General features: G+C 70.0%; 13 protein-coding genes and 4 pseudogenes. 4 read left to right on the top strand and 13 right to left on the bottom strand.

Annotated features, from left to right (window positions below; genetic code table 11):
* Positions 1-366: 366 nt before the first annotated feature.
* Together B1L07_05030 and B1L07_05025 are read right to left on the bottom strand one after the other, a co-directional pair.
* A pseudogene (locus B1L07_05030) lies at positions 367-2,432 on the bottom strand (peptidase S9).
* 152 nt (positions 2,433-2,584) lie between these two features.
* Complete coding sequence (locus tag B1L07_05025) at positions 2,585-4,546, bottom strand: oligopeptide transporter, OPT family (protein AUZ54573.1); 1,962 nt, start codon at positions 4,544-4,546, stop codon at positions 2,585-2,587.
* A gap of 239 nt (positions 4,547-4,785) precedes the next feature.
* Here B1L07_05025 and B1L07_05020 point away from each other — a divergent pair, with 239 nt between their 5' ends.
* Positions 4,786-6,543, top strand: coding sequence for an MFS transporter (locus B1L07_05020; protein AUZ54572.1), 1,758 nt, complete (start codon positions 4,786-4,788; stop codon positions 6,541-6,543).
* Between the two features lie 68 nt (positions 6,544-6,611).
* Here the strand turns inward: B1L07_05020 and B1L07_05015 are convergent.
* The 3 genes and pseudogenes from B1L07_05015 to B1L07_05005 form a co-directional block, all read right to left on the bottom strand.
* A pseudogene (locus tag B1L07_05015) lies at positions 6,612-8,203 on the bottom strand (peptidase S9).
* A 125-nt stretch (positions 8,204-8,328) separates the two neighbouring features.
* Complete coding sequence (locus B1L07_05010) at positions 8,329-8,571, bottom strand: hypothetical protein (protein ID AUZ54571.1); 243 nt, start codon at positions 8,569-8,571, stop codon at positions 8,329-8,331.
* 187 nt (positions 8,572-8,758) lie between these two features.
* Positions 8,759-11,640 (bottom strand): annotated as a pseudogene (locus B1L07_05005) (hypothetical protein).
* Between the two features lie 505 nt (positions 11,641-12,145).
* Here B1L07_05005 and B1L07_05000 point away from each other — a divergent pair.
* Positions 12,146-13,297 carry a hypothetical protein gene (locus tag B1L07_05000; GenBank protein ID AUZ56462.1) on the top strand — a complete coding sequence of 384 codons (1,152 nt, stop codon included), beginning with the start codon at positions 12,146-12,148 and terminating at the stop codon, positions 13,295-13,297.
* Positions 13,298-13,374: 77 nt separating this feature from the next.
* Here the strand turns inward: B1L07_05000 and B1L07_04995 are convergent, their stop codons facing one another.
* Positions 13,375-14,361 carry a hypothetical protein gene (locus B1L07_04995; GenBank protein ID AUZ54570.1) on the bottom strand — a complete coding sequence of 329 codons (987 nt, stop codon included), beginning with the start codon at positions 14,359-14,361 and terminating at the stop codon, positions 13,375-13,377.
* A gap of 4 nt (positions 14,362-14,365) precedes the next feature.
* Complete coding sequence (locus B1L07_04990) at positions 14,366-15,388, bottom strand: EBNA-1 nuclear protein (protein ID AUZ54569.1); 1,023 nt, start codon at positions 15,386-15,388, stop codon at positions 14,366-14,368.
* Positions 15,389-15,633: 245 nt separating this feature from the next.
* Here B1L07_04990 and B1L07_04985 point away from each other — a divergent pair, with 245 nt between their 5' ends.
* Positions 15,634-16,743: a hypothetical protein gene (locus tag B1L07_04985; protein ID AUZ54568.1), complete on the top strand. Its 1,110-nt coding sequence runs from the start codon at positions 15,634-15,636 to the stop codon at positions 16,741-16,743.
* Between the two features lie 288 nt (positions 16,744-17,031).
* Here B1L07_04985 and B1L07_04980 read toward each other — a convergent pair whose 3' ends face one another.
* From B1L07_04980 to B1L07_04965, 4 genes and pseudogenes are all read right to left on the bottom strand, one after another.
* The gene (locus tag B1L07_04980) at positions 17,032-18,192 is read right to left on the bottom strand and encodes an aminopeptidase (protein AUZ56461.1); all 1,161 of its coding nucleotides are present in this window, start codon (positions 18,190-18,192) and stop codon (positions 17,032-17,034) included.
* A gap of 203 nt (positions 18,193-18,395) precedes the next feature.
* Positions 18,396-19,426: pseudogene (locus B1L07_04975) on the bottom strand (arsenical-resistance protein).
* 13 nt (positions 19,427-19,439) lie between these two features.
* Positions 19,440-19,952, bottom strand: a complete 513-nt coding sequence (locus tag B1L07_04970) for a low molecular weight phosphatase family protein (GenBank protein ID AUZ54567.1) — start codon at positions 19,950-19,952, stop codon at positions 19,440-19,442.
* Between the two features lie 54 nt (positions 19,953-20,006).
* Positions 20,007-20,339, bottom strand: a complete 333-nt coding sequence (locus B1L07_04965; protein ID AUZ54566.1) for a transcriptional regulator — start codon at positions 20,337-20,339, stop codon at positions 20,007-20,009.
* A 17-nt stretch (positions 20,340-20,356) separates the two neighbouring features.
* On the opposite strand from B1L07_04965, the gene B1L07_04960 reads away from it, so the two are divergent.
* On the top strand, positions 20,357-21,088 hold the full coding sequence (locus B1L07_04960; protein AUZ54565.1) for an arsenical resistance protein ArsH: 732 nt from the start codon (positions 20,357-20,359) through the stop codon (positions 21,086-21,088).
* 106 nt (positions 21,089-21,194) lie between these two features.
* Here B1L07_04960 and B1L07_04955 read toward each other — a convergent pair whose 3' ends face one another.
* Together B1L07_04955 and B1L07_04950 are read right to left on the bottom strand one after the other, a co-directional pair.
* Positions 21,195-21,731, bottom strand: a complete 537-nt coding sequence (locus B1L07_04955; GenBank protein AUZ54564.1) for a single-stranded DNA-binding protein — start codon at positions 21,729-21,731, stop codon at positions 21,195-21,197.
* A 135-nt stretch (positions 21,732-21,866) separates the two neighbouring features.
* On the bottom strand, positions 21,867-22,460 hold the full coding sequence (locus tag B1L07_04950) for a hypothetical protein (protein AUZ54563.1): 594 nt from the start codon (positions 22,458-22,460) through the stop codon (positions 21,867-21,869).
* Positions 22,461-22,503: the final 43 nt, after the last annotated feature.

The raw sequence follows: 22,503 nt of genomic DNA, 5'->3' as shown, positions 1-22,503 counted from the left end.
TCCACGCGCCGGGCACCACGTCACTTCACCGCCGGACCGGCGGCGTGTCCCGTCCGGGCGTCACCCCGGCGCCGGTTGCCGCGGGCGATGGCCGCGCACTGCCGCGCATGCCCGGCAGCCCAGCCAACGGGCCTTGGGCGAACCGGGCCGGCGCCGCGGGCGGGCGCGGCGTGCCGTGCGTACCGGCAACCGGCCCCCATCGCCGGCGGCCCGGCAACCGCGGCATGCGCGGCGGATGCCTGAGGCTGGAAGGCCGCGCGCGCCGCTTTCCCGCGGCCCGGCCACGGGCGAGCGCGTGCCGGCGCGCCGGGTGGCGGCCCCCGGAACAAAAGGGCGCGCCGATGGCGCGCCCCTCCCCGCACGGGGTCATTGCCCGATGTGCTGCTTCAGCCAGGCATTGACCGTGTCGTGCCACTGCACGCTGTTGTGCGGCTTGAGCACCCAGTGGTTCTCGTCCGGGAAGTACAGGAACCTGGATTCGATGCCCTTGCGCTGCAGCGCGGTGAAGGTGGCCAGGCCCTGCTCCACCGGGATGCGGTAGTCCAGCTGGCCCTGCACCACCAGCATCGGCTTGCGCCAGTTGGCGACGTGGTTGACCGGGTTGAACTTCTCGTAGTTCTGCGGGACGTCGTACGGGGTGCCGCCCTGCTCCCACTCGGTGAACCACAGCTCCTCGGTGGCATAGCCCATCGCGCGCTGGTCGAACACGCCGTCATGGTTGACCAGGCACTTCCACGGCTCGTTCCAGTTGCCGGCGATCCAGTTGACCATGAAGCCGCCGTAGCTGGCGCCCAGCGCACACGCCTTGTCGCCGTCGAGGAAGCCGTACTTCTGCTGCGCCGCGGCCCAGCCCTTCTGCAGGTCTTCCAGCGGGCGGTCGCCCCAGTGCTGGCTGATCGCGTCGGTGAACGCCTGGCCATAGCCGGTGGAGCCATGGAAATCGATCATCACCACCGCATAGCCCTGGCCGGCGTAGGTCTGCGGGTTCCAGCGGTAGCTCCAGCCGTTGCCGAAGCTGCCCTGCGGGCCACCGTGGATCAGGAACGCGACCGGGTACTTGCGGCCGGCCTGGTAGTCGTGCGGCTTGACCACGTAGCCGTGCACGGTCTCGTCGTTCCAGCCCTTGAACGAGAACTGCTCGAAATCACCGAAAGCCACCTCCGGCAGCATCTCGCCGGCGCTGGGGTGATCGCGCGCAGCGGCGCGCCGGCAGCGGGGGTGCCGGTGAACACCTGGTCGCCGCTCTTGAGCGAGTTGCGGGTGAAGGCCAGCGTCTGCCCGGCCACGTCGAAGGACGAAATGCTGCCCTCGCCGACCACCTTGCTGACCGCGCCATCGGCCACCTGCACCGCGAACAGCGGGTGCTCGCCCATGTCCTGCGCGGTGGTGTACAGGGTGGCGCCATCGGCCGACAGGGTGATGCCGTCGGCCGAGCGGTCCCACTGCGGGGCGATCTCGCGGGTCTTGCCGCTGGCCAGGTCCAGCGCCATCAGGCCGAAGCGGTCGGCTTCGAAGCCCGGGCGCTTCATCGCGCGGTAGTACAGGGTCTTGCCGTCGGCGCTGAACACCGGGCCGGCGTCCCACGCCGGGTTGGCGGCGGTCAGGTTGACCGGTGCGGCCTTGCCGCTGGCGTCGAGCTTGTACAGGTCGAAGTTGGTCGACCACGGCTCCTGCCGGCCCTGCACGCGGATGCTGGCGACCACCGAGGTTCCATCCGGCGACCACACGAAGTCCTCGTTGCCGCCGAACGGCTTGGACGGCGCGTCGCCGGCCAGGCCGGCACTGATCGCCGTGGCGGTCTTGCCCGCGGCCGCGCCGGCGGCCGGCAGCGGCGCCACGAACAGGGTGTTGCGGCGGCCGTCGGCCCAGGTATCCCAGTGGCGCACGAACATGCTGTCGAACACGACGCCGCTGCTCTTGGATTGTTCGCGCTGCTTGAGCCGGGTGGCGGTGCAGGCCAGGTCCGAAGCGCACTCCTGGAACGCGCCGGCGCTGAACAGCACGCGGTCGCCCTGCGGCGAGACCCGGTAGCTGTCCACGTCCAGCGCGAAGTCGGTCAGCTGGCGCGGCGCGCCGCCGGCCACCGGCATTGCGTACAGCTGCTGGCTGCCGTTCTTGGCGCTGAGGAAGTACACGGTGCGGCCATCGGCCGACAGTGCGGCCGAGTTGACGTTCCAGCCCTCCGGCGAGAGCCGCTTCGGCGGTGCCAGGTCGCGGGTGCGCAGGTCGCGGATCCACAGGCTGCTGCTGGCCTTCAGGTCGGCGTCGACCACGCGCTTGGCGAAGATCACCTGCGCGCCATCGGCGGTGAGCAGCGGCGCGGACACGCGGTCCAGCTTCACCATGTCGCGGACTTCGAAGCCGCGGGCGCTGGCCAGCGAGGGCAGCGCGGCAAGCAGGCACAACGGCAACAGGGCGTGACGGAGCTTCATGGGATTCTCCCGGAACAAGGCAGGCAAACCATGGATGGTAGGCGCGGCCGGGCGCCGCGCGCAAAGGCTTGAAGTCATGCCTGGCCCCCCGCAACGACAAGGCCCCGCCGGAGCGGGGCCTTGCGCGGTCGATCATCGCCCGGGTGCGGGCATCAGCCCTTGGCCGGCGTCGCCTGCTCGCCCTTGCGGCCGACCCGGTACAGCAGCCAGCCGACCAGGAACAGCACCGCCAGGCCCACCCACTGCGCCGCGGCGCCGAGGCTGAGCGGCAGCGCCAGCACGTCCGGGTTCTGGGTGATCACGATGGGCAGGGCGATGGCGATGCCCATCAGCGCCTCGCCGGTGATCAGGCCGGCGGAGAACAGCACGCCGGGGCGATGCACGCGGTCCAGCGCCTCTTCGTCGTCGGCGCGCACCTTGTGGAAGCGCGCGACCAGGTGGGCCAGCAGACCGCCGAGGAAGATCGGCACCATCAGCTCCAGCGGCAGGTAGATGCCGATGGCCGCGGCCAGCACCGGCACGCGGAAGCGCTTGCCGGTCTTCTTCAGCCAGCCGTCGATGGCGATCACCACCGCGCCGATCACGCCGCCGATGATGATCATGGTCCAGGGCAGGTCGCCGCCGAACAGGCCCTTGGCGACCGAGGCCATCAGGTTGGCCTGCGGCGCCGGCAGGGTCTTGGAGCCGATGCCATAGGCCTCCTGCAGCAGGTTCAGCACCGGTGCCATGATCAGCGCGCAGGAGAACGCGCCGATGCCCAGCATCAGCTGCTGCTTCCACGGCGTGGCACCGACCAGGTAACCGGTCTTGAGGTCCTGCAGGTTGTCGCCGCCGACCGCGGCCGCGCAGCACACCACCGCGCCGATCATGATCGCCGCCACCGCGCCCAGCGGCGCGCCGCCGACCTGCACCTTGCCGTCGTCGCCCAGCAGCATCAGCAGCACCACCGAGGCGAACAGGATGGTGGCGATGGTGATGCCCGAGACCGGGTTGTTGGACGAGCCCACCAGGCCGGCCAGGTAGCCGGACACCGAGACGAACAGGAAGCCGGCCACGATCATGATGATCGTCATCGGCACGCTGACCAGCCACTGGCCGACGATGGCCTGGTACAGCGCCAGCAGCGGCAACACGAACAGCACCAGCGCCACCAGCATCCACTTCATCGGCAGGTCGCGCTCGGTCTCGGCCAGGGGCACCGCGCCGGCACTCTTGCGCGCGGCGGCGAAGCCGCTCTTGATCCCGGCCAGCAGCGACTTGCGCAGCGAGAACAGCGTCCACACCCCGCCCACCAGCATCGCGCCGACGCCGAGGAAGCGGATCTTGGACGACCAGATGGCGAACGCCGCATCGGCCGCCGGCGCGCCGGCGATGCCGGCGGCCAGTTGTGGATCACTGCCCAGGAACAGCGCGTGGTACAGCGGGATGGCGATGTGCCAGGACAGGATCGCGCCGGACAGCACCACGATGCCGACATTGAGGCCGACGATGTAGCCCACGCCCAGCAGCGCCGGCGACAGCCCGGTGCCGAGGTAGCCGATCACCTTGTTGTTGGCGAAGTAGCCGGCGACCGCCCAGCTGTCGGGAATCACCTTCAGGCCATTGGCTGCGGCCAGCTTGACCACGCCGCCGATGGCGGCCGACAGGCCGAGGATCTTCAGCCCCGGCCCGGGGTTCTCGCCGGCCTTGAGCACTTCGGCCGCGGCCTTGCCTTCGGGGAACGGCAGCGGTTCCTCGACGATCATCGAGCGCCGCAGCGGCACCGAGAACAGCACGCCGAGCAGGCCGCCGAGGCCGGCGATGCCCAGCACCCACCAGTATTTGAAGTCGGGCCAGTAGCCCATCAGGATCAGCGCCGGGATGGTGAAGATCACGCCCGCGGCGATCGACGAACCGGCCGAGGCGCCGGTCTGGACGATGTTGTTCTCGAGGATGGTGCCGCCGCCGAGCAGGCGCAGCACGCCCATCGAGACGACCGCGGCGGGAATGGCCGTGGCCACGGTCAGGCCCGCGAACAGGCCCAGGTAGGCGTTGGCGGCGGACAGCACCACCGCCAGCACGATGGCCAGGACCACCGCGCGGAAGGTGAGCTGCGGGGGTGCAGCATTGTTCATGGAAATTTCCGGCTGGCAAAAAACGTTGCCACGCTAACGTCCGCTTAACGGCAAGTCCAGCCGTACCGCAGCATGCGCGACGTGCCATGCGGCCTGTCGCGCCCCGGCACCGGGCCACGGCGACACCCGCATCCGCGCCCGCCCGGCGGCCGGGCCAGCGCATGCGCCGGGCGGGCGCCGCCGGGCCCGTCTTCCGCCCGGCTCCTATACTTGCCGCCGACTCCGCAGCCGGCGCCCCGATGCACGCAACTCCCGCCTCCCCGTCCAGCGACTTCCTCGGCCACCCCAAGGGGGTCTACGTCTGCTTCTTCACCGAAATGTGGGAGCGCTTTTCGTTCTACGGGATGAAGGCGCTGCTGCTGCTGTACCTGACCAAGTACCACCTGTTCGGCGACAAGGCCGGGCTGGACCTGCTGGGCGCCTACGGCGGGCTGGTGTACTGCGTGCCGGTGTTCGGCGGCCTGCTCGCCGACCGCTGGCTGGGCATGCGCAAGGCGGTGGTGTTCGGCGGCATCCTGCTGGTGCTCGGCCACCTGGGCATGGCCTTCGAGGGCCACGCCGCGCACCGCGTCGGCGGCGAGGTGGTGCGCGATGACGCCGCGCTGGGCGCGACCTACCTGTCGCTGGCGCTGATCGTGATGGGCGTGGGCTTCCTCAAGCCCAACATCTCCACCATCGTCGGCAAGCTGTACCCGGACAACGACCCACGCCGCGATTCGGGCTTCTCGCTGTTCTACGCCGGCATCAATCTCGGCGCGCTGTTCGCCTCGCTGGTCTGCGGCTTCCTCGGCGAGGCCTACGGCTGGAAATACGGCTTTGGTGCCGCCGGCATCGGCATGCTGGTCGGCCTGGCCATGTTCCTGTGGGGGCAGAAATACCTGCAGGGCCACGCCGAGCCGCCACGGCCGCAGGCGCTGCGCGAGCGGGTGGCCGGACTGCCGCGCGAATGGCTGATCTACGCCGTCGCCATCGCCGGGGTGATGCCGGTGGCGGCGCTGATGTGGGCCGCGGCCAACGGCGCCTTCGCCCTGGGCGGCGAAATCAGCCTGGCGCTGATGCTGATGGTCGTGGTGCTGGGCGGCGTGCTGCTGTGGTTCGCCTGGTTCACCGGTACCCGCTGCACCCCGGTACAGCGCCAGCAGATGATCGCGCTGATGGCGCTGATCTTCATGGCACTGGTGTTCTTCACCCTGTACGAACAGACCTACGGTTCGTGGGTCACCTTCACCGACCGCCTGCTGAGCAAGGACCTGGTGCCGTCGCTGGTGATCCGCGACGGCACCCCGCTGCCGTGGTCGATCGCTTCGCTGCTGCTGGCGCCGCTGGGTTTCGTGGTCGCCGCGCGCCTGTCCGAACGCACCCCCGGCTCGGGCGCGCCGCGCCTGCTGTTCGCCATCATCGTCGCGGCGATGCTGGTGCTGCTGCTGCGCGATTGCCTGGTGCTGCCACAGACCGCCGGTTCGCTGACCTACCTGGGCGCGCTGTTCCTGGTACTGCTGGCGCCACTGTTCGCCGCGTTGTGGGCGTGGCTGGACCGGCGCGGGCTGGATCCGTCCAAGCCGGTGAAATCCTCGTTCGGGCTGCTGTTCGGGGCGCTGTCGTTCGTGCCGCTGGCACTGGCCGCGCAGCAGGTCGGTGCCAGCGGGCAGATGGCCAGCGTGTGGTGGCTGGTGCTGGCCTACCTGGTCCTGGAGATCGGCGAGATGTGCCTGTCGCCGGTGGGACTGTCGGCCGTCACCCAACTGGCGGCCCCGCGCGTGGTCAGCCTGATGATGGGCACCTGGTTCCTGGCCACCGCCTTTTCCGAAACCCTGGCCGCACTGTTCGGCAAGCTCGCCGCCATCGACGTGCCCGAAGGCGAAGTGATGGACATCGCGCAGGCCGCGGCCCGCTACGAACACCTGTTCTGGCTGCTGATGTGGATCGGCCTGGGCTGCGCCGTGCTCGCCCTGCTCGCCGCGCCGCTGCTGAAGCGGATGATGCACGGGGTGCGCTGAGGGCGCGCCCTGGCCGGAACCCCAACGGCGCCACTCGGCGCCGTTGGGGTCATGGCGGGCATGCGCCCCTACTTCGCGGTGTCGCCGCCCAGGTGCCGCGACAGGAACGCCAGCAGCCGGGTGTAGTACTCGCGCTGGTGCGGCTCGGTGTAGAAGCCGTGGCCTTCGGTGTCGTAGTACAACGCTTCGACCGGCACGCCCGCCTTCTTCAACGCGGCCTCCATCATCCGGGTATGTTCGACCGGGGCGATCTCGTCCTCGCCGCCCGCCGCCAGGAACACCGGCACCTTGATCCGATCGGCCAGGCGGTTGGGCGAAACCGCCGCCAGCGCGGCCATGTCCTCGCCCACCCAGTCCCTGGACCAGTTACCCAGGCTGCGGCGCTTGCGGCCGTCCTGGCGCTGCATCATCGGCAGGTCGTAGACGCCGACGTACCCGGCGGCACAGCGGTACAGCGACGGCTCCTTCGCCACCCCCATCAGCGCCGCATAGCCGCCGTAGCTGGCCCCGTAGATGCAGATCCGCGATGCCTCGGCATGGCCCTGCGCGATCGCCCAGCGCGTGGCGTCGGTCAGGTCGTCCTGCATGGCACCGCCCCACTGCCGCGCCCCGGCGGTCTGGAATGCCCAGCCGTAGTTGCCGGACCCCGGTAGTTGACCTGCATGACGGTATAGCCGGCCGCCGCCAGCAGCTGCGCATCGCGGTCGTACTGCCACCCGTCGAAGATGCCGAACGGGCCGCCGTGCGGCATCAGCACCATCGGCCGCGCACCCGAGGCGCCGCGCGGCCGGGTCAGGTAGCCGTGGATGGCGAGCCCGTCGCGCGCCTTGAAGGTGATGGGTTCGACGCTGGCGGCCTTGTCCGGGTCGATCCAGCTGCCGCTGCTGACCACGTGCTCCACCTTCTTCTGCGCGACATCGAACAGATAGAAATCGCCGGGGCTGCTGCCGGACCACACCCGGACCAGCAGCAGCGCGCCGTCGCGGGTACTGGAGGTGATGCGCACCGACTGGTCCGGGAACGCCGCCTCCAGGCTGCGGTACTGGCGTGCCTCCGGCGAGGCATCGTCGAAGAACAGGTTGCGGTGCCGGCCATCCATCACCTGCGCGCCAACCGGGATCGACGTGCCATGGCGATGGATGATCGACAGCGGGTCGGCAACCGGGTGATGCAGCACGGTGGTGCGCGTGTCGCTGGCCGGATCCCAGGCGACGATGCGGTCGGTGCCGGCGTCGGCGCCCCGCACCTGCAGGTAGGCGAGCCGGTTGTCCGCCGAGAATCCGAGGGGAACCTCGATCCGCTTGCTCGCGTTCTGGTCGTTGACCAGGCGCCACTCCGTGCCGGCGGCCTCGCGGTAATACAGCTTGCTGGCATTGTCCACGTCGGCGCCGTATGCCAGCCGCACCTCACCGCCGCTGTCGGTGACGAAACTCGCGCGTCGCACCGGCGCCCGCGCCAGCGTGGTCCGGCGGCCACTCTGCACGTCCAGCCGCTCGGCGCGGGTGAACGGCTCGTCCCCCATCAGCGGCCATACCGCTATCACCGCATTGCGATCATCCCCGGGCAGCCCGTCGATCAGGAACGCGGCCACGTCCTCGACCTTCTTCGGCTGGATGCGGGTACCGGCACCGTTGCCCTGCACCCGGAATCCGACCAGCAGATCGGGCCGACCGCCAAGGGCGTCGAGCGTGTAGATCTCGCCGGTCGGCTGGGGCTGGTCGAGCATGCCGAACTTCTCGGCGATGCTGATGAGCACGCGGTCGTCGCTGACCCACTCGAAGCCATTCACATGCGCGTCGCGTCGCGGCCTGAACCCCCGATTCCCTTGAGGTCGGCACGCCGGAACAGCGTCAGCGCGGTACCGTTCTCCAGCGGCACGGTGGCCGCGTAGTACTCGCCGGAGGGCGAGATCTTGATCTCGTTGAACTCATCCTTGCGGACGAACTGGCCCAGGTCCACTGCCGCGCCCGCAGGCAACGCCACCATCGCCAGGACCAGCAGCAGTCCCCGTCTGCGCACCTTCACCATCCCTGCCCCTCCCTGATCGCCTTGTCCATGGAGGCCGATTCTAGCCACCCGGCAAGCCCATGTGCACGGGAGCGGCCGCCTTGCAGCCGGGATCGGTCGGCGCGGCGGCGCAGCGCCCTGCCGCGCGGACGCCAACGCCCGGTCGCGCGGCAGGGCTTCGCAACGCCGGCCCTGCCGCCTGCGCGGCTCAGAAATCGACGTCCAGATTCACGTACACCGCGCGCCCCTGGATGCCGTAGATGTTCTGGTAGAACGGATACCAGGTCATGCTCGTGTCCCGCGGCCCGTAGCGGTCGAACAGGTTGGTCACGTCCACGCCAAGGCGCACGTTGCCGGTGATCTTCTTCGACAGGCTGGCGTTCCACTGCACGTAGGACGGCAGCTGCGCGCTGGCCTGGTAGTTCACCCGCGCGCCGTTGCGGTAGCCATAGACACTGGCCGACCATTCGCCGCGGTTCCAGCCCAGCGTCCAGTTGCTGCGCGAGCGGAACGCCAGCGGCTGGTTGCCGCAGCTGTAGGTGGCCGAATAGGAGCAGCCCATGTAATCCTGCCACGGGTCGCCGGCAGCGACCTGCACGTCGTAACCCAGCGTGCGGCTGTAGCCGGCGTTCAGGCTGAAGTCGCCGAACCTGCCCCGCTCCAGGCGTACTTCAGGCTCGCATCCACGCCCTTGGTGCGCACGCCCGCCTGGTTGATGGCGTCCAGGAAGTACCCGGTCACCTTGCCCGCCGCGTCGCGCTGCACATAGGCCAGGTACACCGCGCAGGCACCGGAATTGGGATCGACCGGCGTGCCATCCACGCGCTTGCCGAGCAGGCAGCTGGCGTTCTCGCTCATCAGCGTGGCGGTATCCAGGTACTGGCTCTTGCCCTTGAGCGTGATCTCCCAGTAGTCGGCACTGAGCGACAGCCGGTCGGTCACGTCCCAGACGATGCCCAGGCCGTTGGAGGTGGCGGTTTCCTCATGCAGTCGGCTGTTGTTTCCGCCTTCCACGTACCAGGCACTTTCGTGGTGGTCGGCCCCGCACTGGGCGAGCCCGGCCGTCGTGGTCAGGTCCAGGCCGTCGCGGCGGCACAGGTAGTAATTGGTGATGTAGTCGTCATAGTTGGTCACCGGCTCGCCGTAGAGCCACATGATGTTGGGCGCCATGAAGCTGGTCTGCCGGCTGGCGCGCAGCAGCAGGTTGTCGAACGGCCGCCATTCGAGGCTGGCCTGCCAGGTGATCGCGTCGCCGACGTCGGAGATGTCGTCGTACGTGTCCCAGCGCCCGGCCACGTTGGCGACCAGGCGCTGCAGCAGCGGGATGCGGAACTCGACGCCGGCACCGTAGCGGTCGCGTGGCCCGCCACCGGACACGCCGGTGTGGTTGAAGGTCCTGTCGGCGCCTGTATACGTCCCGAGGCTGCGTCGATCCGGACGCAGTTCGTACTTCGAATGCGAGGCCTCGAACACCGAGGCCATCTCCACGTCGCCGGCCGGCAGCGCGAACAGCGCACCGTCGAGGACGAACTGCGCCTGCAGGGTCTGCGACAGGTTGCGGTTGCGGATGGTGTCCACCATCGACGCGTATTGCTGCGGGGTGATGGGCCCGAACAGCACCGACGGATCGATGCGGTACAGCGGCGCACCATCGACCTCGCCCAGCGCCTCGCCGAACAGGTAGCGGTGCACGCGGTCGGTCATCAGCTGCTTCCAGCTGCTCTTCATCTCGTCGCGCGACAGGCTGACGCTGGCGTCCCAGTCCAAGCGCGCGCCCAAGGTGCCGCGCACGCCGGCGTTGGCGCTGAGGGTGGTCTCGTCCCACACCCGCATCGGCGCGCCGCCGATGTCGTTGGGGTCGAGCGCGCGCCAGTACTCGAACTGGCCGATGTCCACATCATGCGCGCTGCCGGCGTTGTACAGGTACATGCTGGTGCGGTGCGCGGCCTCGCTGCGCGAGCGCTGCACCAGCAGCTGCCCGTACCCTTCCAGCGCGTCGTTGAAACGGAAATGGCCGGACACGTAAGCCGAGGTCTTGTCGTGCTTGTTGGCCAGGGTGTCGCCGTCGTAGTAGTTGGCGTTGCCACAGGCATACGGACGCGCAGCGCTGGCCGAGCCGTACATCGGGAAGTAATTGCGCCCCAGGCTGCGGCAGGTGTGCTCCAGCGCAGCAGTGGCCGTCGCCGGATCGACATCGCCGGCGTAGAGCAGCCGCCCGTCGCTGCCGAGCCAGTAGTAATCGTTGTAACCGGCGTCCATCAGCGCCGTGTCCAGGCCGAAGGTGGGGCGGTTGCTGCCCGCATTGCCGGGCGCGTTCATGCCGGTGCGGATGATGTTGCCACGCTGCCAGGAGAAGATCGGCTCGCGGTTGAGCTGTTCGAACGCATAGGTGACGCTGCCGCGGTCCCATGCCTTGCCGCCACTGAACTGGAACTGCCCGGTATCGCCGCCGCCACGCGTGGTGGTGCCGCCGCGCACGCGCAGGTGGTTTCCTTCCCAGTTGTCCCGGGTGACGATGTTGACCACGCCGGCGACGGCATCGGAACCGTAGATGGCCGACGCGCCGCCGTTGAGGACTTCGATGCGCTCCACCACCACGGCGGGAATGCTGCCGACGCTGACGCCGGTGGAGGCGGCGCCGGAGCTGGCCGCGTACTCGGTCATGCGCTTGCCGTTGAGCAGGATCAGCTGGTAACCGACACCCAGCCCGCGCAGATTGAGGAACGCGGCATCGGGCTGGGTGGAGCTGGCGTTGAACTCGCCGCCGACCACGTCGCCGTTGAACTGGGTCAGCGTCTGCAGCGTCTCGGCCACGGTGCTGTAGCCCTGCTTGCGGATGTCCTCGCTGGTGATCACCACCACCGGCGATGGCCCTTCGACCGCGGTGCGCTTGATCCGCGAGCCGGTGACCTCGACCTTGTCCAGGGTGCGCGCGACATCGCCCGCATCGGCCTGTCCGCTGGCCACGTCCGGTGCCGCCTGCTGCGCATGCGCGGCGCTGGCGGCCAGTGCCGCGGCCGGCACCGCCAGGCCCATGAAGACCGCGACTGCAAGGCGGCGATGCTGCGGTTGTTGCGGGCGTTTGGACATCATGGTTCGTCTCCCCGTTGCTCGGCGTGGTTCGGCTGGAAGGCACTGCGGCGATGGCGATCTGTCGCGAAGGACGGCGTTGTCCCTTTTCCGGGCGCGACGGCGGGCTCCGGCGCTGCGCATCGCAACACCGGAATAGGCGGCACCAGGCCCGGGCACGTTCCGGTCGCATGGCGGCCCTGCGGGCACGCTTCCCCGGAACATGACGGCGATCCTAGGCGCGTCGCCCGCGACCACGCATCGGGAGAAACCCCGATTGTTCGCATGCCGTGGCGGCGTCCGCGGACGTGGCGCCGGCGCGTTCGAGGCGACGACGAAACCGCTTTGAAAATGACGCCCGCGCAGTGGCTTCAGGCGCGCGTGGATGCGGTATCGTTGCCGCGGTCGACGCATGCCGCGACAGCACGCGTGCCGTCGCTGCGCTTTGCGCCTGGCCATGCCGATCGCATCCGCGGACATCGCCGCGCATGACGGACACCACCTTCTCGAACAGACCGGGGAAAAGATGAAGATCCAGGCACCACGCATGGCCGTTCTCGCACTCGCACTGGTTTCCGTCGGCATCACGCCGGCGCTGCACGCCGCGCCCGGCGCCGGCGACCGGCCCGGTTGTGGCGCGCCGCCGGCATCGGCCAGCGCGCAGGCCAGGCGCGACGCGTTCGACGCAGCCATGCGCGCGCATGGCATTCCCGGCGCACAGTTGATCCATACCCGCGACGGCATCTCCGAGGCGTATTGCCATGGCGTGCTCGATGCCCGCGCGGCGGCCACGGTCGGCGACGACACCGTGTTCCAGGCTGCATCGTTGTCCAAGGTCGTCGCCGCCTACATCGCGCTGCGCCTGGTCGACGCCGGACAGCTGGACCTCGACAAGCCGCTGTGGGACTACTGGCAATCGCCCAGGACCCGGGACAACCCGCTGGCGCGGCGGATCACCACGCGCATGGTGCTCGACCACACCAGCGGCCTGCCCAACTGGCAGATATCGCCGTCGAACCCGGCGATCGACCACACGCCGCTGCAAAGCAAGTTCGCACCGGGCGGGCACTATGCTTACTCCGGCGAAGGCTTCTACCTGCTGCAGCGCACGCTTGAGCACCTCACCGGCAGCAGCTGGAATGCGCTGGCCGCGCGCGAAGTGTTCTCGCGGTTCGACATGCCCAGCAGCAGCTACCTTACCGACCCGGCCCTGCACGCGCGCAACGCCAATGGCCATGCAGGGAATGGCAGCGCCGAACCCGAGCGCATATTCGCCTGGGAGAACACCGCCTGGACGCTGGTCACCAACGCCCAGGACTACGACAACTTCATCCAGCGGGCGTTGTACCGCGGCGAAGGCCTGCGCCCGGACACGCATGCGTTGATGTTCGCGCCGTCCAGCGATGCCGACGACCCGGCGGCGCCCAGCCCGGCCGATGCGTTCATCGCCTGGGGCCTGGGCGTCGGACTGCAGGACGCCGATGGCCGGCGCCTGGCCTGGCACTGGGGTGACAACCCCGGCTTCAAGGCGTTCTTCATGCTCGACCCGGCCAGCGGTGAAAGCCTGGTGCTGTTCACCAACAGCGAGAACGGACCGGCCGCCTACAAGCAGGTGCTGCGCACGTTCATGGGGCCGGGCAGCTACCCGGCGGTCGACTGGTCCAGCGCGCAGGATTGAGGCGGCATTGAGGCGGCACCGCAAAGGCCGGTTGCGGGCATGCCGCAACCGGCGCGGTCGTCGCGGTCACCCCGCGCTCAGCCCCATACCGCCGGTTGCGGCATCGACATGCGGCCCTGCTGGTACACGATGCCGCCCGGCCAGTCCTCGGCCTGCAGCCAGGGGCCATCCAGGTCGCAGACCTCGCACAGCTGCGCCAGCACCATGCCCGGCGCGACCGATACCGAGCCACCCAGCATGCAGCCGACCATCAGCCGGAACCCGGCCGCGCGCGCGGCGCTGGCCAGTTCCAGCGCGGCGGTGAGGCCCCCGGTCTTGTCCAGCTTGATGTTGACGAACTGGTAGCGTCCGGCCAGCGCGGGCAGATCCTCGCGCGTCGACAGCGCCTCGTCGGCGCAGACCGGGATCGCGCCGTCGTAGCCCAGCAGCCCGTCACTGTCGGCCACCGCGACCGGCTGTTCGAGCAGGTCCACCGCGAATGGCTGCAGCGCCGGCACGTAGGCCCGCAGTTCCTCCACGCTCCACGACTGGTTGGCATCGACGATCAGCCGCGCCCGCGGCGCGCCGCGGCGCACCGCGGCCACCGCATCCACCGGCGAGCCCTTGCCGACCTTGACCTTGAGCCAGGGATAAGCGGCATGCGCCCGCGCGGCGGCCTCGTAGGCGGCGATGTCGCGGATGCCGATGGTCACCGCGCTGTCGACCGGCCGCCAATGGGCGATGCCGGCCCGGGTCCAGGCCGGCACCCCGCTTTGCCTGGCCTCCAGGTCCCACAGCGCGGCGTCCAGCGCGTGCCGGGCGCCGCCGGCCGGCAGCAGCCGCAGCAGCGCGTGGCGGTCGCAGCCGCGCTCCAGTGCCGGGCGCACCTGTTCGATCTGCGCGAGCATGCTTTCCGGGGTCTCGCCGTGATAGCCGACACCACCGGCTTCGCCACGGCCGACCTGGCCGTCCTCGTGCAGTTCGACGATGACCACGCGCGCCTCGCTGCGCACGCCGCGGGCGATCGCGAACGGCTCCCTCAGTTTCCAGGCATGCGGCCTGGCATGCAGCGTGCGCATGGCCATGCCCTCAACCCATGATCGAGGCGAGCACCCGGCCCAGGTCGCTGCGCATCGGGTCGAAGGCGGGCACGCCCAGCTCGCGCTCGGCACGCGCCAGGGCCTCCTGCGCGGCGGCGGCATCCAGCGCCGAGGTATTCAGGCTCACCCCGACCAGGCGCGCGGCGGGGTTGGTCAGGCGCGCGGCCTGCAGGTACAGGTCGCGCGCCACCGCCAGCCCCGGCACCGGGTAATCCGGCCAGCTGACCAGGTGCGTGCGCAGCGGGTCGTGGCACAGCACCAGGCCATCGGCCTGCGAACCGTGCAGCAGGCCCAGGGTCACCCCGGCATAGGCCGGGTGGAACAGCGAGCCCTGGCCTTCGATCAGGTCCCAGTGGTCGGGCGCGGCGTCGGGCGAAATGCACTCGGCCGCGCCGGCGATGAAATCGGCGATCACCGCGTCCACCGCGATGCCGGCGCCGGCGATCATGATGCCGGTCTGGCCGGTGGCGCGGAAATCGGCATCGATGCCCTGCCCGCGCATCGCCCGCGCCAGCGCCAGCGCGGTGTATTTCTTGCCCAGCGCGCAGTCGGTACCGACCATGGCCACGCGCTTGCCGCTGCGCCGCTTGCCGGTGGCGCGCGGCAGGTTGTCCGGCGGCCGGCGCACGTCCACCAGGCGCACGCCCGAACGCAGCGCCGCCTGTGCCAGGCCGGGCACCGATTCCAACGGCGTGTGCAGGCCGCTGACGATGTCCAGGCCCGCCTCCACCGCGGCGATCAACAGCGGGCTCCAATGCGCGGGAATGCGCCCGCCGACCGGGGTCACGCCGATCACCAGCGAGCGTACGCCGGCCGCGGCCGCGGCGGCCGGGTCCAGCTCCGCCAGGCCGAGGTCGATGGTGCCGCCGGGCAACCGCGTCTGGCCGATGCAGTCCGGTGCGTTCCAGTCGCGCAGGCCGAAGGCGGTCTTGGCCTTCAGCGGGTTGGTTTCCTCGCCCAGGAACAACAGGTAGGGCATGTGCAGGATCACCCTGCCGGCGGCCGCGCTCATGGCCTGGCCTCGCTTCCCACCTGTTGCCGTTCGTTCGTGTAATGCATGGTCGCCACCTTTGCCCGGGCCAGAACTGATCGTCGCCATTCGACCATACCGGGAAACGCCCCGAATCGGGAAAAACCCGCATATTCCCGGCCAGCTGCCACGGCCGGCCGCGGCCGGCGCGCGGCGCTTGCCAGCGCTACGGGCCACTGCTACATAGCCACGATGCCGCGCGCCGCCCGCGCCCTTCCGGAGACGCCATGCTGATGCTCGATGCCCCACCCTGCGCGCGCGCCGATGGCCTGGCGTCCGCGCGCGCGGCGCTGGTGAAGGCGCTGGACATGGCGTCGCTGTGGCAGGCGTGCGCGACACTGATCAACGCCGCCCTGCCGTGCCATTCGTGCAGCCTGCTGTTCGACATCGACGGCTACCAGCCGCTGCAGGGCCGGCATCACCTGGCCACCGCCGGCGACGACGGGGCACGCCTGGTGACCAGCCTGGAAGTCGCCGCGCCCTACCTGGACGCCAATCCGCGGATCCGCTGGTACACGTTCTCGCAGATTGCCTCGCAGGACGCGCTGGCGCCGGAACGACTCAAGGCGCAGAACCCGGCGCCGGGCTGGCGCGAGTTCATCCACCTGGCGTTCTGGGACGGCACCCGGCTGGAAGCGGTACTGAGCATCCGCATCCTCACCGCCCATACCGAGCTGTCCGACGCCGAGCTGGCGTTCCTGGCCGAGCTGTATCCGTTGCTGGACGCCAGCCTGCAGCGGGTGCGCATGCTCGAATCCGACCGGCTGCGGCACAAGGCCGTGGAGGACCTGCTGTACGCGCTGCCGCTGGCCGCGTTGCTGGTGGACGGCAACCTAGTGCCGTCGTACATGTCGCGCGAGGCCAAGCGCATCTGCCGGCGCTGGAGCACCGATACGGAACGCGACGGTTGCCTGCCGCGTGCGATCGAACTGCCGCTGCGGCGCTGGATGGAGGGCGCCGGGGGCACGGCGGCGGCAGCCGGCCAGCGCGCCACTTTCACCGTGGCGCATCCGCAGCGCCCGAAGCAGTCCCTGCGCGTGGAGATCAGTTCGGCGCCCGGCAATTCATTCCGCCACGCCCAGCACCTGCTGATCCTGGCTGCCGATGGCGAGGGCGACGACGCCGGCGACGCCGCTGCCGCGCGCAGCCTGCCCCTGCTCACGTGCCTGTCGCCGAGCGAGCGCAAGGTCGCCGGGCTGGTTGCCTCGGGGCTGCGCAACGACGCCATCGCCGAGCGCCTGTGCCGTTCGCGCAAGACCATCGAATCGCAGATCAGCTCGATCTTCCGCAAGTTGAACGTGAGCAACCGCACGCAGTTGGCGCGGCTGCTGAACTGAGCCGCCGACGCATGCGGCCGTTCGAGCCGCGGCCGACGGACTGAACAACCCGCGCCCGGACCGGGCGCACTCCGCGCGCGCCCGGCGCATGGCGCGATCACCATCCCCGACCGGCCTCGACGGACCCGGCGCGCGCGGTGCGCATCGCCGGACCACCGGCGCCGTGCCGGCGGCGGGATGACGCCATTCAACGGGCAGGCAGGGCTGTCTGGTCAGCGTGGCCGCGGTGGCGGCGGCACCGTCGCGACCACCCGCCGCCGCATGCCGCGGCGGGCCCCGGCGCACGCTTCAGCGCGGCGCCGCTGCCGCCTGCGCGCGTCGTACCGCTTCCAGCACCGGCGCCAGCGGCAGCGCCGCGGCGGTGCCGCGGTGCCCGTGCACGGTGTGTGCGCGGAACAGCGAGTTGACGATGGCTTCCTCGGTCGCCTCGGCGGCGGCCTGGAACAGCGGCGACATGGCTTCGCCGGCCACGCTGCGCGCCGGCTGCACCGCCACCTCCGGGTCGCGCAGGTTCTCGCTGGCGGTCGAGAACGCGATGACGTAATCGCCCGAGCCGTTGGACATCACCGAGCCGGTGCGCGCCAGCCCGACCAGCGCGCGCTTCGCCAGCCGCTGCAGCTGCGCCGCATCCAGCGGGGCATCGGTGGCCACCACCATCATGATGCTGCCGTCGCCGGTGCTCGGCGGCGGCACCGCCACGCTGCGCGCATGCGCCGCCGGATCCGGCAATACCTTCCACACCGGCACCCCGGCGATGGTGAGTTCGCCGCCGAAATTGCTCTGCACCAGCACCCCGACCGTGTAACCGCCATCGGCCGCGGGCAACCGCCGCGAACTGGTGCCGATGCCGCCCTTCCAGCCGAACGCGACCGTGCCGGCGCCGGCGCCGACATCGCCCTCCTCGACCTCGGCACGCGACACCGTGGTCAGCGCGCGCTCCACCAGCGCCGGGGTCAGCGGGCGCGCGCGGATGTCGCTGAGGTAACCATCGTTGGTTTCGCCCACCACCGGGTTGATCGAGCGCACCTGCTCCATGCCCGGCTGGCGCAGCAGCCAGTCCACCGCCGCGTCGGCGACCTTCCAGGTGCTCAGCGTGCCGGTCAGCAGGATCGGGGTTTCCAGTTCGCCCAGTTCCTGCACCTGGGTGATGCCGGCCAGCTTGCCGTAGCCGTTGCCGACCACGATCGCCGCCGGCACCCGCTGCCGGTACGGGTTGCCGGCGTGCGGCAGGATCGCGGTGACCCCGGTGTGCAGGCGCGTGCCCTCGCGCAGCGTGGCATGGCCGACGCCAACCCCGGCCACGTCGGTGATCGCGTTGCGCGGCCCGACCGGCAGCGTGCCGATGACCACGCCCGCCTCGCGCGCACGCGGCCGCTGTTCGACGGCGGGCGTGGCGGATGTGGCGCCGGCGGCGGCCAGGGCGAGCAGCAGGAGGGACCAGCGCTTCATCATTCGACTATCTCCAGCAGGACACGGGGACATGGCGGCACGGTACAGCAAGCCCTGCGGCTGCGGTCACGCGTCGTGGCCGCGGCCCGCTCCGGCGGCCACGACGCCTGTGATGCTGGCGCCGGAACGGGGCCGGCGCATCGGGGGAAATCCCCATTCTGGGCGCGGCGGCGCGCGCCCCGGGCCACGGCGTGGGCTGCGCCTCAGTGCGCGGCCGGTCGTTCGTACCAGCCCCGCGACCGGTTGACGATGTGGACCACCGACAGCATCACCGGCACCTCGATCAGCACGCCGACCACCGTTGCCAGCGCCGCCCCGAATGCACGCCGAACACGCTCACCGCGGTGGCCACCGCCAGTTCGAAGAAGTTGCTGGCGCCGATCAGCGCCGACGGACCGGCCACGCAATGGGCCACGCCCAGCTTGCGGTTCAGCAGGTACGCCAGCCCCGAATTGAAGTAGACCTGGATCAGGATGGGCACCGCCAGCATCGCGATGACCAGCGGCTGCGCCAGGATCTGCCGGCCCTGGAAGCCGAACAGCAGCACCAGCATCAGCAGCAGCGCCGCCAGCGACAGCGGGCCGAGCCGGGCCAGCCAGCGGTCGAGCCGGGCCTGTCCGCCCTTGCGCATCACCCAGGCGCGCAGGCACGTGGCGATGATCACCGGCACCACGATGTACAGCCCCACCGAGATGGCCAGCGTGGCCCATGGCACGGTGATCGAGGAAATGCCGAGCAGCAGCGCGACCAGCGGCGCGAACGCCACCACCATGATGGCGTCGTTCAAGGCCACCTGGCTGAGGGTGAACGCCGCGTCGCCGCGGCACAGGTTGCTCCACACGAACACCATCGCGGTGCACGGCGCAGCCGCCAGCAGGATCAGGCCGGCGATGTAGGAATCCACCTGGTCGGCCGGCAACCACGGTCCGAACACGTGGCGCAGGAACAACCAGCCCAGCAGGGCCATCGAAAACGGCTTCACCGCCCAGTTGATGAACAGCGTGGTGCCGATGCCGCGCCAGTGCCGGCCGACCTGGCGCAGCGCGCCGAAATCCACCTTCATCAGCATGGGCACGATCATCACCCAGATGAGCGCGGCCACCGGCAGGTTCACCTGCGCCCATTCGATGCTGCCCAGGCGCACGAAAACGGAAGGCAACTGGTGGCCCAGCAACGTGCCCACCACGATGCAGAGCGCCACCCACAGGGTCAGGTAGCGCTCGAAGAAGCCCATGCGTGGCGCCGCGTCACTCACCGGCTTCGTCCCCGGCTTCGACAAAACCGATCCTGTCCAGGGCGGCCTTGAGTCGTGCGCGGTCCTCCCAGACCGATGAAGGAAGCGCCAGGAAGGCCATCAGCCGGGCCTGGATGACACGATGGGCCTGCCTGAACGCCGTACGCTTATCGTCGTCGCTGCCACCGGCCGCCGCCGGGTCGGGCAACCCCCAATGGGTGCGCAGGAAATCCCCGAACACCACCGGGCAGGTTTCAGCTGCTGCCGAATCGCACACGGTCACCACCAGGTCCATGCGCGGCGCGTCCGCCGTGGTGAACTCGTCCCAGGACTTGCTGCGCAGCCCGGCGGTGGAAATGCCCTCGGCCTGCAATTGGGCCAGGGCGAACGGGTTCACCGTGCCGGTGGGCTGGCTGCCGGCGCTGAACACCATGAAACGGTTGCCGGCCCACGCCCGCAGCGTGGCTTCGGCCAGGACGCTGCGGGCACTGTTGCCGGTACACAGGAAAAGCACGTTGGGGGTCATGGGCGGGGGTGTCGTGTGGGGAAAGACAGGGCGCGGTGGTGACCGGCCGCGCGCTCAGCAGGCGCAGGCCGGCGCGTTCGCCGGCGCGCATGCGGCACCGGGCGAACCGGCACAGCAGTTGTGGGTGAGGTACTGGATCAGGCCGTTCATCGCCTGGAAGTTGGCGCGGTAGCAGACGTATCGGCCCTGGCTTTCGCTCACCACCAGGCCGGCAAGCACCAGTTCCTTCAGGTGGAAGGACAACGTTGCACCGGGAACACCCAGCGCCTCGCCGATGTCGCCGGCCACGCGTCCGTCGGGGCCGGCCTCGACCAGCAGACGGAAGGCCGCCAGCCGGGTCGCATGTCCCAGCGCGGTCAGGGCAGCGATTGCATCATTCGTTTCCATTTTTCTAGAATAATCGAATGATTAAGCCCGAACAATCCTCCTTCGACCTCCCCACCCATCTGGATACCGGCCTGCTTCCCGCGCCCATGCACGAACCCGCGGGTTCCGACGACCGGCATCGGCCCCGTATCCTGTTGCTGTACGGCTCGCTGCGGCCGCAGTCGTTCAGCCGCAAGCTGACACTGGAAGCCGAGCGCATCCTGCAGTACCTCGGTGCCGAGACCCGGGTGTTCGATCCGCACGACCTGCCCATGCTGGACAGCGTGGACAAACAGCATCCGAAGGTGCAGCAACTGCGCCAGTGGTCGCAGTGGTCCGAAGGCCAGGTCTGGGTGTCGCCCGAGCGCCACGGCACAATCACCGGCGTGTTCAAGAACCAGATCGACTGGCTGCCGCTGGAAGACGGCAGCGTGCGGCCGACCCAGGGCAAGACCCTGGCGGTGATGCAGGTCAGTGGCGGCTCGCAGTCGTTCAACGTGGTCAACACCCTGCGCGTGCTGGGCCGCTGGATGCGCATGCTCACCATCCCCAACCAGTCCTCGGTGGCCAAGGCCTGGCAGGAGTTCGACGACGACGGCCGCATGAAGCCCTCGCCGTACTACGACCGGGTGGTGGACGTGATGGAGGAACTGATCAAGTTCACCCTGCTGGTGCGCGGCCACGGCGAGCATCTGGTGGACCGCTACAGCGAGCGCAAGGGCGCGGAGGAAGCGCGACGCATCGCGCGGGCGGCCGCGGTGTCGGAATGACGGAATGGCGCCGCGCCGCAGCGCGCGGCACAGGGCAGGTGAAAAAGAAAAAGCCCTCGGCAGCGAGGGCTTTTCCGGGAGTACCAGGCGATCTACCGCCGCGGCATCAGAACGGAATATCGTCGTCGGCGAAGTCGTCCATCGGCGGCGGGGCCGGCTGCTGCGCGGGCGCCTGCCGCTGCGGGCGCTGGCCGTAACCGCCGCCGCCCTGGTCCTGGTTGCCATAGCCGCCGCCCTGCGGGCGCGGGGCCGACTGGCGCTGCGGGCGTTCACCGCCGCCGTAACCGCCACCACCGCCGCCACCCTCGCCACGGCCGCCGAGCATCTGCATCTCGTTGGCGACGATGTCGGTGGTGTACTTCTCCACGCCGTCCTGCCCGGTGAACTTGTCGTAGCGGATCTCGCCTTCGACGTAGACCTGCGAGCCCTTGCGCAGGTACTCGCCGGCGATCTCGCCGAGCTTGCCGAAGAACACCACGCGGTGCCATTCGGTGCGTTCCTGGTTGTTGCCGTCGCGGTCCTTGCGCACGCTGGTGGTGGCCAGGCTGATGCGGGTTACGGCCATGCCGCTCTGGGTGTACTTCACGTCCGGGTCGTTGCCGAGGTTGCCGACCAGGATGACTTTGTTGATGCCGCGGGCCATGGGATTCGCTCTTTGCGTTGTGTGCCGGGGTATGTGCCGGCTGCAGCCGGCATCCGTGTGTCCCGGTGCAGGTGCCGGGAGGGAACGGGACATGGGATGGTAGCAACCCATCCCGTTCCCGCCCACCCTGCCGGCTCAGCCGGCGTCGTGCACCGACAGGCTGGCGAGGTAGTTGCCTACATCGGCGGGCCATTGCCGGAAGTGCATGGCAAGGGCGGCGGTGTCGCCCGCGAACAGCGCGCGGCTGGCCTCCTCGAAGCCTGGCAGGTCCCCGGCCAGCACCCGCATCGCCTGGTACTGCGCCTCGCGGCGCTGGCGCAGATCGCCCGCCCCCTCGTCCTCCCGGCGCGCCTGCTCGACCAGCCGGCGCAGGGCCGCCGAGGCCCCGCCGGGCTGCGCCGCCAGCCATTCCCAGTGGCGCGGCAGCAGGGTGACTTCGCGCGCCACCACGCCCAGCCGCGGGCGCCCGCGCTCCCTGGGCAGGGGTTTTCCGCTCCCGTCCGCAACCGCGAAGCGCACGCGCAGCCGTTCCAGCACCTGCGCGGCATCGCCGCGCAGGTCCAGGTCCACGCTCTGCCCGGTACGGTCGTCCAGCACCAGCAGCGGGCGCCCGTGCGCACCAGTGCCCGCGCGCGCGGCAGCCTCCCGCGCCACGTCGCGCAGCGCGCCGCGGACCAGCAGCCGGCTGCCGTCGAACAGGGCGTGGGGCGCCTCCAGGGGATCGTTCATGCAACGGCTCCATATTTGACCCGGGTAATATTGCCATTTCATT

Origin of the sequence: Stenotrophomonas acidaminiphila (genome assembly GCA_002951995.1) — a bacterium.
GTDB lineage: Bacteria > Pseudomonadota > Gammaproteobacteria > Xanthomonadales > Xanthomonadaceae > Stenotrophomonas > Stenotrophomonas acidaminiphila_A.
The sequence above is the reverse complement of the archived record's forward strand: the minus strand, read 5'-3'. Positions and strand labels throughout refer to the sequence as shown.